The following is a 14112-nucleotide window of genomic DNA, read 5'->3' on the forward strand; positions in this document are numbered from 1 at the left end:
TTCATGTATTTAATGAGCTGTTCTCCTCCATAAAAAATACCATAAAAAATGACAAATTATCGAACAACTGGAAATGTTCTGGCAACGAACAGTAATAACGGTAAAATAATAATGAGATATTGATTTTTCGTAATGAAGGTGAGGAGCGGGCAACGTGAATGGATTCAGTAAACGAGAGTTAAAAGAAATACTTGGTGGAGATTATTTCAATGATTTTGTTGATGAATTAGTTATTAATAATTTTGAAATCGATCCAATTCACCTTCAAGATACAAATAAACAAAGTAATGGATTTATATCCATTTCGACTGCTAGATGGAATCAAGCGAATAACAAAGAAACTAAATGGATCAGCGGGAATGAAAAAATCGTTAAATGTCCAGATAGATGTGAATTAATTATTACTGAAGAACCAATCGAAGCCTTGAAAGATGTAGTCATGCAGCTAATTGTTGAGGACAGCTTTGCTGTGATAAAAAAATTAGCAACAGCAGCTCGTCATAAAATGAGGGGCACGGTTATTGGTATTACAGGCTCTGTCGGAAAAAGCTCAACACGTCTTATGCTTGAACATATCCTTAGTGGAAGCACGATTGTGGCAACACGAGGTAATCATAATACGCAAGTTGGCGTCCCGTTATACGGTGCGAAATTAAGCAGTAATCCTGATTATGGGATTGTGGAGATTTCATTAAATGCATTAAATAATCGAGGCAATCAAGCGAAGGTCATCCAACCGGATGTCGCAATCATCACTTCAATTGGAGAAGCCCATCTATCAACATTACATTCCAAAGAGAATATTGCTAAATTCAAAGCGAGGATTTTCGAAGGCTTAAAACAGGACGGTTTGGCGATTATTAATCATGATATTGAGGAATTTGATATTTTGTATAAAAAGGCACTGGAAAAAACGGATAATATCAAGACCTATAGTTTAAATAACCCTCTAGCCGATCTTTATTTAAAGAAAGTTAGCCAGGAAAAATACTCAACCAATATAAAATTTGGTTATAAAGGGAAAGACTACAACTTTGACTTAGAGATGCCAAGTAATGGAATGATTCAAAATGCCTTATGCGCGTTTCTGTGTATCGCCGAGATGGGTATCGAATTGGGGCCGCAGCTTCCAACGATGCGGGATTTCAAATCCTTCGATCGCGTAATGGAACTTAAACAGTTGAAAACAAATGATGGAAGAACTATCGATGTGCTCGATGATACTCACAATGCTGCGATTCCATCGATGATTAATGCCATCGAAACCTTCAAGGCGAAGGCATCGTTTTACGAAGGAAAGAAAATATTAGTGCTTGGACAGGTCCAAGATTTAGGGGAACAAAGTCAGGCGCTTCATGATGCGCTTCTGCCAAAAATATTAGCTACGGGAGCTGATTATGTATTTGGGCATGGACATTACATGCGAAATGTCATTAAGCAGCTGCCGGCTGAAATGGTCGGAGGATGGTTCGATAACGCAAAGGATTTATCGAAACGGATTCCGTTGTATTGTTCAGATAAATCGCTAGTATTACTCAAAGGGTCCGTCTCCGGTAGTGATTTTCGCAAGACAAGCTATTATTTACCGGGGCAAATTTCGATTTCAAAACAAAAGCTTAAAAGTTATGAGCCGTCATCCATAGCCCAAGTACTCCAACCGCTTTGGGGAGGACTTGTCTATGATTTAAAAAGAAAAGAAGTTATCCTTAAAAATGGAAATCCGAGTACGGCAGCAATCGAGGGATTAGCACCTATCGTACTGTTGAATCTATTATTCAAAAAACAGATTCCATCTGACAAAATAATAGAATTACAAAAATGGCCAACAAACCGAGGAGTTAGCATCAAGGGGAAATCCTTCAAAACCGGAATGAGGTTTACCACGAAGGAATTAATCGACGAACTGATTGAGACTCAGCATCCAAGTGCAACTTTTGAGCTTTCACATCGTTATTTTGGTAGTAGGAATGCTGCACTTAATCAAGTTACTGAGTTTGCGCGTACAATTGGCCTTTCAGCTTCAGCCACCTATAATTTAACAGGGAGATACCGGGTGAAGGAACAGCAATCCTACACTTTAGAAGACCTTGTAAAAATCGGTACCTCCTTTTACGAGGATGATAGATTGCTTCGGCAATTTCCAGTTCGCGAAATGGGTGGAGTGAAGCTTCGCACCCTTATGTTTGGACATGAAAAGAAGAGCGCCATCTGCTTTTATCATGATGTTCTCATTTGTGTTAGCGGTCTTTCTTCTCCTCAGCAGCTGAATGAATTATTAAAAGCATATCAACTCAAAAATCTATTAAGTCACGCATAATGACTTAAAGGAACCGGTCTCGTCCACCGGTTCTTTTTGTTGCCTATCTATTTAGAAAAATAGCTATGACAAAGGCACAATTTACATTTTTCTTTTGCCAAAAGCCCTCAAATCGGCCATTATCTAGTCGAATACCCCGTATGGAAATCTATCATTTTAAGGCTAAGGCCTACACCAATTCTTGTCTTTCGCATTTACTGAAAGGGAATAATTTAAAAAAGGAAGCGAGGATTAAAATGTCTGATAAACATAAAGAAACAAAATTAACTAAATTCAAAGACTTGAAGTCGACTAAATATATTGATACTAAGTATGAGGATACAAAATCAACAAAATACAAAGATGGCAAATCAACAAGTTACAAGAATGATAAGTCAACCAAATATAAAGATGAAAAAACAACAAGTTACAAGAATGATAATTCAACAAAATACCATGATGATAAAACAACAAGTTACAAGAATGATAAGTCGACGAAATACAAAGAAGACAAAACCACAAGTTACAAGAATGATAAATCAACAAAATATAAAGAAGACAAATCAACGAAAAATAAGGACGATAAGTCAACAAAATACAAAGATACAAAATCCGCTGAAAAGGTAGAAGTAAAATCGGACAAAAAGCGTGACACAAAGGATCAAAAGCGTATCATCATTCGTGGCGCAACGATTGTGACGATGAATCGTAATCGCGACGTTCTATACAATCAAGATATTCTCGTCGTGGGCAATCGTATTAAAGCAATTGGGGATTGTGACAATGAGCTTGATCGTGCTGATGAAGTCATCAACGCCAAAGGGCAAATTATCATTCCGGGTCTCGTCCAAACTCATCTACATTTAACTCAAACCTTGCAGCGTAATCTCGTTGCTGACCAGACTTTAGAGCAATGGCTGAACACGACACTCGCTTTGGAAGCGGCACACGATGCTGACTCAAATTTTTGGTCAAGTATGCTGGGAATCTCGGAACTATTTTTAAACGGGACAACAACCATCTACGATATGGAAACAACATTCCATACCAATAGCTGCTTTGAAGCGATGGAGGAAACCGGTATACGCGGCTTTGCTGGGAAAGCGATGATTGACCAAACAGAACGGGGAGTCAACATTCCAGAAATTATGATTCAGCCCACTGATGTGGCATTCGGCGAGTCGGTTGATTTATTTGAAAAATGGGATGGTCGTAAAGATGGCCGACTTCGCTACTGCTTCGTCCCACGCTATGCTCCATTTTGTTCTACTAGGCTTTTAAAGCTAACGGGTGATTTTTCAGCAAAATACGGTGCCCATGTGCATACTCATGCTGCGGAAACGGAAGAGGAAGAACAAGTGGTGATCGAAAATACCGGCATGAGAGAGGTTGAATATTACGATTCGGTTGGCCTCATTAATCCAAGAACAGTTTTAGCTCATTGTGTCCATTTAAATGATCGTGAAATAGACATTCTCGCTCGTCGTGGCTGCCACGTCTCGCACTGTCCTTCTGCTAATCTTTATCTGGCATCTGGAATAGCGCCAATTCCAAAAATGCTAAAACGTGGTGTGAATGTCTCAATTGGACCAGACGGATCAGACAATAACAATCTCGATAATATTTTAGAAATGCGCCTTGCTGCATTATTGCAAAAGGGTCTTCACCAAAATCCAACAATCCAACCAAGTGCAAAAAAAGCACTAGAGATGGCGACGATGGGAGGAGCACGTGCCCTTGGTCTAGAAAACGAAATCGGCAGCATCGAAGTCGGCAAGAAAGCGGACTTAGCAATTCTTGATTTGCGCAAACCGCACTCTTGGCCAAATGAAGCGCAAGTGAACTCGGAGGAAAATATTTATACTCGCATTGTCTATTCAGCTAATGCCGCAGATGTCGTTCTCACAATGGTTGACGGTAAAGTCGTCATGCGCGATCGCAAACTTTTGACCATCGACAAATATGAGGTACTCCAAGAATCAAACCAAGCCATCAAAAGACTACTAAGAAGAACGGGATTAGATCGATAATATTTAAGTGCCCTACGTTTAATGGGGCACTTATTATTTTGTGGAGAATAAAATTGGGATAATTGGGTGAAATCATCTTAAATACTATTCATTGAGATGATTTTTGGTGAAAAAATAACGAAAATATCCGGGAAAACTCAAATCTGAGGGGGCAATAAGGTGGAAATCCTGCGAAAATAGTTGAAAAATCTTCGATGCCCTATTTTTTCTAGAATTATTTGCACACAAAACGGCCTATATGCACATGAAATTGTAGATATGTTACATTTCAAAAAATATATGATACAACTTTTTCGATATATGCACGACTTTTGAAATATATGCACAACTTCGCAAGTCCGATCTGAACTTATGCACACCAATTTGCATATTTGCACACAAAATCCAATATATGCACGGCGGAACCCATATATGCACACTTGCCCCGAGCCTCCAGCCCCGAACCCTGAACCAGAATAATCACGGGAACAAAAAAACTTTATTAACAAGTGAACCGAAAATCAATTAGCACCATGAAGCAATAAAAGAACCGGCATTGTGAGTTCACAATACCGGTTCTTTGCTTTAATCGTAATATTAGTTTTTAACTTCTTCCCAATAATACTGAACAGCTTCTTTACGAACAACTTCTGGGCACTCAACTTCATCTTCCCAGTTATCGTAATTATTTTTGCCATCAATGTGCTGAATATCAACGCTATAGTATTTGTCTTGATATTTAAAAATGACAACAATCATTTCTGAATAGCCAGCGTCATCATTGCCTAGCTCCTGAACAAATTCAAGTCCATAAGATTCGTGATTTCTTCCTTCTGCAACTGATTCTAGGATAATTTCTTTAGGGAACTTCATCATTATCGCTCCTTACGTTTTATAAGCGTATTTTAATATGCAAATAAATAAAAATAAACAACCTATTGCCTAAAAGTTTGTCGAAATTATGACAATATCTCGATAGTGGAAACTGTGAAACGATATCCATATATTAATAAAATAACCATTTAATAGGAATTGCAAACCAGTAATTTCCGCTCTACTGTTTAATCATGTTTTTCGCTGGAATTTGCATAAATTTTCCTAATAAAAGAATAAAGGTGTTGTATATCACATTTTGATGGGTTAATATATAGTTGATTTTAATTTTTCGCAATAATTTAATAATTTTACATTTCCTTAATAGTGGAGATGTATAGTGGGGTTTTTAATATGATGACGCAAGATAATCAGACGGACCGACAGGAGAATTTACTCAAGGTACTAACTGATATTAAATACGCCCTAGATAATTCAGCGATCGTGGCGATTACCGATGTGAACGGAATCATCACGTATGTAAATGACAAATTTTGTAAAGTCTCTGAGTATGAACAAGACGAATTAGTTGGGGTTACCCATCGCATCCTAAATTCTGGTTATCATCCGAGTAGCTTTTGGAAAAAATTATGGGAAACCGTTAAGTCTGGAAAGAAGTGGGAAGGTGAGGTCCAAAACCGTAAAAAGGGTGGCAGCACTTACTGGGTCGATACGACGATTATTCCACTCCTTGACAGTGACCACAAGCCATATCAATATGTAGCCATTCGTTATGATATTACTGAAAAGAAAAAGATGGAGCAGGAGTTGCTGGAAAGCAAGGAACGATATAAAAAACTAGCCTATCATGATGTCTTAACAGGTTTGCCCAACCGGCTTAGCTTTATCGAAACGCTTAATCAAATGATTATCACTCATCCAAAGCTGGCGATTTGTTTTCTTGATATGGATCGTTTTAAGTTAGTCAATGATACTTATGGACATGCCTTTGGGGATGAACTTTTAAAGGAATTTGTAGCGCGCTTACAGGTATGTGTTGGCGATCGCTGCATTTGTCTTTCTCGACAGAGCGGTGATGAATTTATCTTCATTTCTCCTTATTATCACATAACTAAAGTGGAAAAATTGGCGGAACTTATCCAACAGTCACTGACAAAGCCGTTTTATATTAATGGAAAAGAAATATTTATTACTGCAAGTATTGGTATTAGTCTGTTTCCGGACCAATCTACAGATGTAGGTGAATTAATTCGTAAAGCGGACATCGCTATGTACAAAGCTAAAAACAATGGCGGCAATAAATATGTTATATTCCAAGATCGGCAGGAAGAATCCGTGATTGAAAAGCTGAAAATCGAGAACGCTTTGCGACGAGCGGTGGAACAGGACGAATTTCGACTATATTACCAGCCGAAAATCAATGTTTCAACAGGACATGTTTATGGCATGGAGGCGTTAATTCGCTGGTATCATCCTGAACTAGGTATCGTATCACCCGACCGGTTTATACCAGTCGCGGAGCAAACTGGTCTTATTAATGAAATTGGTGAATGGGTGCTCTGGACCGCCTGTCAAAAAAATATGCTTCTCCTTGAGCAAGGCTATCGGCTTAGCGTTTCTGTTAACGTTTCTATCATCCAATTAATCCGTCAAGGCTTTGTTGAAAATCTTCGGAATATCCTAGCTGAGACGGGCTTGCCGCCACACTTTTTAGAGCTAGAGATAACAGAAACAGTTGCGATACAGCATAAGGATTATGTTCACGAGGTACTGCATTTTCTCAAGGAAATGGGTGTAAAAATTGCGATTGATGATTTCGGTACAGGCTATTCATCGATGATCTATTTGAAGGAAATTCCGGTTGATACTGTTAAAATTGATCGTTCCTTCGTCACTGAAATGAATCAAAACCTGTTCGACCTGAAGGTAATCGAAGCGATTATTTCTGTCAGTCAAAGCTTGAATTTGTCTGTCATCGCTGAAGGGGTCGAAACATACGAGCAATTGGAGCTTTTGAAAAGTAAAAACTGCGACAGCGTCCAAGGGTTTATTTTCAGTAAACCACTTCCGGAGCAAGAACTCGAATTATTTTTGCACAAAAATTTAATCGCTCATTAGCAAGTCTGTAGACTACATTTCGAAATGAATGTAGTCTTTTTGTTTATGAAGCTTTTTTAGCTTAGAGAAGTTATAAAATTCACATAAATAGTGAATTTTATCGTTTTTTTAATATAAGAAATGATTTAAGATGAAGATGGAAATGTCTGTATTTAAGAGCTTAGGCACGCTCGCTATTGGGAGGGCTTAAATTGTCGAATCATTCTTTTTTGGAAAAACAGAAGAAACGATTAGAAAAGCAGCTCAGTGTACTGTGGTCACAAATAAACTACTGCGAAGATATCGAAACATCCTCAGAGGCACTGGGAGATTATTTGTTAAAAATCAAAAAGATTTACTTAGACTACACTGGTAATGAAAATTACATAACCTTGATCGCTGAACGTACAAAGCAAAAAATAGATAATCAATTAACGTTGTTTCTCGATGGTTTAAACAAAATGATTCAGCTTCGCGAAAACTATACCGAGATTAACGCCAAAATCGTTGAATTAAACAATAATCATACCGAGGTGGAAAGGGAGCTTCAAAAAACCTTTCGCTTATTGAAAGACGTTTCATCGCAAACGAATATCCTTGCGATCAATGCAAATATTGAGGCACATCGCTTAGGACAGCAGGGAGCGGTGTTTAAAATTATCGCAACCGAAGTGCGGAAATTATCCGAAGTGACCAGTAATTCTACCACGAATATCACAGATACCACTAGTCAACTTACGATGCAAACTTCAGAAATGACGCATACGCTTAATGAAAACAATCAAACTTTATTTGCGGTTTTTGAAGAGCTTGAGCAAGGGAAGGAAAGCTTCATTACAATGTATCAGGACTCTGAAAACATCGTCAATGAATCCCTGATTCTGGATGATACGCTACATATGATACTTGAACTCATTGAAAAAGTGTATGTTTTGGTTGAATACAATAAAATGAGCTATGCCAATGTTAGAAAAATCCTTGAGCAGCAGGTCGATTTAACAAAGGAAATGCTTGTTGATTTTAATAAGGAGCTAGGGGTTACTTCGTACCGCATGCGATCTGAAATTACTTCTAATTTATATAAAGACTTTTATCGTCATTTTAAAGAAGAAAATTTGGAGGCATGTACCGATTTAATCAAAAATGCCTTGGAGTCCGGCGAGGATGCGACGTTTATTACGAATCACATTCTCGAACGAACCGTGGAAACAATCGGTAAAGAGCAAATTGATAAGCTCGTTCCGTTAACTGAAATATATGTAAATGGCCGCATTATCGAGGCTTGTATGGATATATTGATTCCGATTTTAGAAAAAGAACACAGAAATAATCACCTCGGAAAAATCATCATCGGAAATGCCTTCGGAGATTACCATGCGTTAGGTAGGAAAATTATCGCCACCTTCCTCAAAATGGCGGGATTTGATGTCATCGATCTCGGCTTGTCCGTTGATAATGATGTTTTTGTTAAGGCGGCAAAAGAACATAACGCGAAACTCATTTGTGTTTCTGCGCTAATTCTCCACACAGCTGAGGAAGTGTCTAGACTAAGAGAATTATTGGATAAAGAAGGCTTAAACTACGTGAAAATTCTCGTTGGAGGAGCACCTTTCAATTTTGAACCGAGACTCGTTCAAACCGTCAAAGCCGATGCGATGGCTACAACCGGGATTGAAGCAGTTAAAGTTGCCAAGGAATTGCTTGGTCTATTAAGCAGAAGGGTGGGCTTGTCATGAACTCAATCGAACGGGTAGTAAACGCTGTAACATTTCAACAGGTCGATCGCGTCCCGGTCATCCCAGTTGCGTTAACGCAAGGAGCGAAGCTATTAAATGTAGATTTACCTACATATCAACAAAGTGGAGTCCATCTTGCCAATGGCCAGTTAAAGCTTTTGGAGCGGTTGGGGCATGATGGTGTAGTGGGTGTACCGCACGTAATCCAGGACTTGGTTCCTTGGGGCTTGCCACTCACCTATAATCTTAACGGCTCACCAATTCTTTCGAAAACTCTGTTTACTAGAGGCGAAGATATTGTAAATTTGAAAGTTCCAAATCCGGCGAGTTCTCATGAAACAATGGAAACATTAAAAGCGATTAACATCCTCGCTAAAGAGGTTGGTCATCATACACCAGTTATCGCTGCACAAATTGCGCCGTTTAGTTTGCCGAGTATGCTGATGGGAACAGGACCGTTTTTGAGGCTTCTTCTTGAGGAGGACCGTAACGGCGATCAATATATGAATCTACTGTTGGATAAATGTAAGCAATATGTCGTGTCCTGGGCGAAGCAAATGGTTGAGCAGGGGGCGCTCATCATTGTGTTGGCTGATGGAATGGCGTCGGAAACCGTTATCAGTAGACGCTTATTCGAAAAATACGTTCATCCGCTGTTGACCGAAACCATTAAAGAAATTGGTGTTCCGGTTGTATATGAACCAGTTGGCAGCACCCAAGGAATATTAGACTTAATTGCCACGACTGGTGCTTTGGTCGCAATTATCGAGCACAAGGATAATTTGCTAGAGTGTAAAAAAATCGCCCAAGGTCGGATTGCGATTATGGGTAATTTTAATAACATCGAAATGTTAAATTGGAATCCGATTCGGACTCAGCTTGAAGTGAAAAAGGCTATTAACAAGGCTGCCACAGGTTATGGCTATATCGTTTCATCGCAAGGACCGGAAATCCCATACAATGTCCCAATCGAAGTCATCGAAACCATGGTCCACGCCACCAAGGAATTCGGGAGATATAAGCAAGGATAATATTCATGATGAGCAAGTGGAGAGAAGGTGATTTTCTCCGCTTGTTTTCTTTATTTATGGGAGGATTTTTTGGTGTTTTTCATGTGAGAGTGTCCAATGGAGCCCTTCAATGAAACACATTTGGGGAAAGCTTGGGTGAAAATATGAAACACTTTTGGAGAAAGATTGGGTAGTAATGTATTATGGAGCCTTCCAATGAAACACTTTTGTGGGAAGCTTGGGTGGAAATGTATCATGGAACCCATATATGAGTTACTTTGACGAAAAAAAATAGCCTCAACTCAAACGGAAGAGGCTTTGCCAAATAAAGGCGAATAAAAACCAATTCCTATTGTATCGTAAAATCAAGCCAAAAAATCTACCATCAATGTCAAAAATAGTAATTAATAGTAGGGATTTTTGAACTTTATGACAGAGAAGAAAATATCTCAAACCAAAAAAGACCTCCATATTCAAGGTTGGATTATTTTAAGCACCATTATTTAAATCATCATCAATAAATTCATCATCAATAAATTTATCCGATACGCTATCTTTGTTAGTATAATTTTTTATTTTATTTATTAACTTTTTTAATAAAGGAGCATTATTATTCTGTTGTTTAAGTTGTTTAAAATAACAAACTCGACACTCATATGGATTTTTACTAAACTCGGAAACAACTAATTTTTCAATCCCCAATTTTTTAGCTATACATGTTCTATGCTGACCATCATCGAAAGCAACATGACCACAATCATTAAGTACTGCGTAAATACCTGTATCCTTTTCGAAAGCGTTCTTTTCTTTTAAATATTCTGCAAACTCTCTGCAGTAATCAACACTACCATCTGAGTAGCCTTTAGATAAAGGAACATATTTCTCATATTCTTCATCCGTTAGTTCTAGTGAGCATTTCCCAGTTAATCTTTTAAAACAATCATACTTCCCCAAGTTAAAAGCGTAAGAATATTTTTGCGGATTAATAGTTTCCAGTTTTTTCACCTCTCCCTATAGTTATTTATGAGCATATTTATTGGCATATGACAATAAAAGTCAGCAGGAGGTAACTGCTGACCAGTTTAATGCATCTAGTTCAATAATGTAATCAAAAAATCATTAACATGGTTGATAAACGATATTTGGACAAAAAGAAAAAACCTTGTTATAGCAAGGTTTTTTCGGTATGGAGAATATGGGGCTCGAACCCACGACCTCTTGCATGCCATGCAAGCGCTCTCCCAGCTGAGCTAATCCCCCGTAATATAAGTCAAATCACGGTATAAGAAAAATTATAGCGAGTAAAACAACGATATGCAAGTGTAAAATCTGACTAACTTCAAAGGGGAGGTCAGCGTCATTTTACAGGCATTTCTACAAAGGCCATATATAAAAAGGGGAGGAACCAAATCCCTCCCCGATAACTAAGACATACTTTCAACTTCAAGCTTTTCAACACCTTCGATATTTACAACATGCTGATACACTTCAGTCGTATCCTCGCTAAAATCAACAATTAGCATTAATTGAAGTAACAGGTCACCGTCACTTTGATCTTTAATTCGCATCGTTTTAATTTTAATTTCTTCCTTCCTAACTTTATTGATAATATCGTTCATCTTGCTCCGATCATTAACATAAAGCTTTAGCTGAACCTCTTTTTCGCGAAGTCTCCGAATCCCGAACAAATTCATGATATACGGAACAATTTCTACGCTAATAATCAGAAGTACAACTCCGAAGATTGCTTCAATATAAAAGCCGGTTCCAACGGCAATTCCGATTCCAGCAGCTCCCCAAATCATTGCCGCTGTCGTTAATCCGGAAATACTCTCATTGCCACGGCGGAGAATAACCCCGGCGCCAAGAAAGCCAATACCGGACACAATCTGCGCTGCCAAACGGAGCGGATCCATCGTAATGTTGACATCATCATCACCTGGGAATAAATAAGCCGACTGAATCGACACAATCGTCAGTAAGCAGCTAACAATACAGATAACCAAGCTCGTTTTTAATCCGACCGGCTTCCGCTTTAATTCGCGTTCAAGACCGATAATTAATCCTAACACCGCGGAAATCCCTAGCTTTAATAAAATATCCCAATCGATCGCAAACATAATCCTCCCCCGCTCTTTTCCTTGTAGTTTCTATGTAATAAAGGAATTTGTGTGAAATGCCAATAGGAGTATAGAAAAAACTAAAATAATAAGTGTAAAATTATACCTAAATAAATTTTACCATGTAATCATCAAGAAGGAGATTAATAAATGGGGAAAACCTACATAAATCCATATATTGCCTTAGCAATTGGTGTCATCTCTGTTTCGACCTCGGCCATATTTGTGAAATTCTCCTCCGCACCAGCAGGCGTGATTGCGTTTTACCGACTCTTTTTTTCTGTCCTGCTTATGTTGCCGGTATTTCTAATAAAGTATGTTTCCGAACTTCGACTTATTACGAAGCGCGATTGGCTTTACTCAACCATATCCGGAGTCTTCCTAGCTTTTCACTTTATTCTTTGGTTTGAATCGCTCAACTACACTTCTGTCGCCAGTTCAACTGTTCTAGTAACGCTTCAGCCTCTGTTCGCTTTTATAGGCACCTTCATCTTTTTTAATGAAAGGTTGTCGGTAAAAGAAATATTAAGTGGTGTCACAGCTGTAATAGGGAGCGTTGTCATCAGTTGGGGTGATTTTCTCATCAGCGGTGATGCGTTATTCGGTGACATTTTAGCTTTAATCGCTTGTGGACTCATTACTGCTTATTTATTATTTGGACAAACCGTTCGGAAAAGAGTCTCGTTGATCACCTATACATTTGTTGTGTATAGCATCAGTTCAATCACGTTACTTCTATATGTATTAATCAACGGTGACAAGCTATTCGGTTACGATAGCGTCAATTGGCTTAATTTCTTCTTGCTGGCGCTCATTCCAACATTATTCGGACACACCCTTATGAATTGGTCACTAAAATGGCTCAGTACTTCGACTATATCCGTAGCCATTCTTTTTGAACCGATTGGCGCAACAATTCTTGCGGTCATATTCCTGAATGAAACCATCCTCTGGACTCAAATAGTAGGGGGAATCATCGTGCTAGCAGGTATCATGATTTTTCTAATGCATAAGAAAAGAGAAAGAGGCACCCCATAAGTGCCTCTTTCTACTACTTAATAGAAAACAAATGACATTTTTGAAAAAAATAAAGCGAAAATCACACAAAGAATCAAAGTGCCTCCATACACCCTATCATCTGCATTGCTGATTTTTATCGCCTCAATATATCCTCGTAAAAACAAAAAAACGGCCATTACAAATGATAAATAAAAAGCAAAACTCTCTAGCATATTTCAATCTCCTTATGAAAAAATCCAATTAATATAAAATATGACACGCCTGGCAAATCTATTACTAAATTACGCAATAATAGAAACAGATCGAACGGAGGATTGTGGATATGTTTATTAAGATTGTTGATAAAGTGTGGATATTCTGAAAATTAGCACAACTACCAACTGGTTTTTAATGTTTCATGCTGTGGATAAAATTACTCTTTATTTTCACGGTTTAATATTGAAAGAAATAGATAAGAATACTTTTATGATTTAATCCAAAAAAATTGAAGATTTATGTTGCATTCATTTTTTATCCGTGATATATTAGAACACGTCCTCACCGAGAGGGACGGACAAACAACTTCGAATGAAAAAATCTTTTAAAAAAGATGTTGACATCCAAAGTTGAAAATGTTAAATTAATAAAGTCGCCTCTGAGCGATAAGTTAAAAATTGCTCTTTGAAAACTAAACAAACAAACGTCAACAATAAACAAATTTTAGTGTATCTGACTTCGGTTATGAACACTAGCCAACGTAACTTTTATGAGCTAAATCAACTCAACTTTCTCGCGTATAACGCGCAGTAATATCCTTACGGATAACTGCCCGTAAATGCCCGATTGATTCGACTAACCATCTAAAGATGGAAGTCTCATCTTATTGGAGAGTTTGATCCTGGCTCAGGACGAACGCTGGCGGCGTGCCTAATACATGCAAGTCGAGCGGACTTGAGGGAGCTTGCTCCCGATAGTCAGCGGCGGACGGGTGAGTAACACGTGGGCAACCTG

The 14112-nt window shown here is 38.3% G+C and carries 9 protein-coding genes, 1 tRNA gene and 1 rRNA gene; 7 read left to right on the top strand and 4 right to left on the bottom strand.

All coding sequences use genetic code 11. The annotated features are described in order from the left end of the window. Positions 1 to 154: 154 nt before the first annotated feature. On the top strand, positions 155 to 2317 hold the full coding sequence (locus FXW34_RS17920; RefSeq protein WP_147535423.1) for a UDP-N-acetylmuramoyl-tripeptide--D-alanyl-D-alanine ligase: 2163 nt from the start codon (positions 155 to 157) through the stop codon (positions 2315 to 2317). 236 nt (positions 2318 to 2553) lie between these two features. Next, positions 2554 to 4326 carry an amidohydrolase family protein gene (locus tag FXW34_RS17925; protein WP_246141163.1) on the top strand — a complete coding sequence of 591 codons (1773 nt, stop codon included), beginning with the start codon at positions 2554 to 2556 and terminating at the stop codon, positions 4324 to 4326. Positions 4327 to 4902: 576 nt separating this feature from the next. Here the strand turns inward: FXW34_RS17925 and FXW34_RS17930 are convergent. After that, positions 4903 to 5178 carry a hypothetical protein gene (locus FXW34_RS17930; RefSeq protein WP_147535424.1) on the bottom strand — a complete coding sequence of 92 codons (276 nt, stop codon included), beginning with the start codon at positions 5176 to 5178 and terminating at the stop codon, positions 4903 to 4905. Positions 5179 to 5532: 354 nt separating this feature from the next. Here FXW34_RS17930 and FXW34_RS17935 point away from each other — a divergent pair, with 354 nt between their 5' ends. The 3 genes from FXW34_RS17935 (at position 5533) to FXW34_RS17945 (ending at position 10003) form a co-directional block, all read left to right on the top strand. Beyond that, positions 5533 to 7257 (top strand): sensor domain-containing protein, encoded by a 1725-nt coding sequence (locus FXW34_RS17935; protein ID WP_187119015.1) that lies wholly within the window; start codon positions 5533 to 5535, stop codon positions 7255 to 7257. A 191-nt stretch (positions 7258 to 7448) separates the two neighbouring features. Next, positions 7449 to 8972 (top strand): cobalamin-dependent protein, encoded by a 1524-nt coding sequence (locus tag FXW34_RS17940; RefSeq protein WP_147535426.1) that lies wholly within the window; start codon positions 7449 to 7451, stop codon positions 8970 to 8972. Then, entirely contained in the window at positions 8969 to 10003 is a 1035-nt protein-coding gene (locus FXW34_RS17945; protein WP_147535427.1) for a uroporphyrinogen decarboxylase family protein, read from the top strand. The genes FXW34_RS17940 and FXW34_RS17945 overlap by 4 nt, the downstream gene beginning before the upstream one ends. A gap of 468 nt (positions 10004 to 10471) precedes the next feature. Here the strand turns inward: FXW34_RS17945 and FXW34_RS17950 are convergent, their stop codons facing one another. The 3 genes from FXW34_RS17950 to FXW34_RS17960 form a co-directional block, all read right to left on the bottom strand. Then, entirely contained in the window at positions 10472 to 10987 is a 516-nt protein-coding gene (locus FXW34_RS17950) for a hypothetical protein (RefSeq protein ID WP_246141165.1), read from the bottom strand. A 182-nt stretch (positions 10988 to 11169) separates the two neighbouring features. Further along, positions 11170 to 11242 (bottom strand) — tRNA-Ala (locus FXW34_RS17955). Positions 11243 to 11406: 164 nt separating this feature from the next. Then, positions 11407 to 12102 (bottom strand): MgtC/SapB family protein, encoded by a 696-nt coding sequence (locus tag FXW34_RS17960; protein WP_147535428.1) that lies wholly within the window; start codon positions 12100 to 12102, stop codon positions 11407 to 11409. A gap of 150 nt (positions 12103 to 12252) precedes the next feature. Between FXW34_RS17960 and FXW34_RS17965 the strand changes: the two genes are divergently transcribed. Continuing rightward, positions 12253 to 13140: a DMT family transporter gene (locus FXW34_RS17965; protein ID WP_147535429.1), complete on the top strand. Its 888-nt coding sequence runs from the start codon at positions 12253 to 12255 to the stop codon at positions 13138 to 13140. A gap of 841 nt (positions 13141 to 13981) precedes the next feature. Next, positions 13982 to 14112, top strand: a 16S ribosomal RNA gene (locus FXW34_RS17970); the annotation flags it as partial.

Origin of the sequence: Bacillus marasmi, from assembly GCF_902168435.1 — a bacterium.
GTDB classification, from domain to species: domain Bacteria; phylum Bacillota; class Bacilli; order Bacillales; family Cytobacillaceae; genus Bacillus_BU; species Bacillus_BU marasmi.

Excerpts from the sequence above, each read along its gene's own strand:
- FXW34_RS17925 (WP_246141163.1), top strand. The coding sequence starts at position 2,554 with ATGTCTGATAAACATAAAGAAACAAAATTAACTAAATTCAAAGACTTG.
- FXW34_RS17930 (WP_147535424.1), bottom strand. The coding sequence starts at position 5,178 with ATGAAGTTCCCTAAAGAAATTATCCTAGAATCAGTTGCAGAAGGAAGA.
- FXW34_RS17935 (WP_187119015.1), top strand. The coding sequence starts at position 5,533 with ATGATGACGCAAGATAATCAGACGGACCGACAGGAGAATTTACTCAAG.
- FXW34_RS17945 (WP_147535427.1), top strand. The coding sequence starts at position 8,969 with ATGAACTCAATCGAACGGGTAGTAAACGCTGTAACATTTCAACAGGTC.
- FXW34_RS17960 (WP_147535428.1), bottom strand. The coding sequence starts at position 12,102 with ATGTTTGCGATCGATTGGGATATTTTATTAAAGCTAGGGATTTCCGCG.
- FXW34_RS17965 (WP_147535429.1), top strand. The coding sequence starts at position 12,253 with ATGGGGAAAACCTACATAAATCCATATATTGCCTTAGCAATTGGTGTC.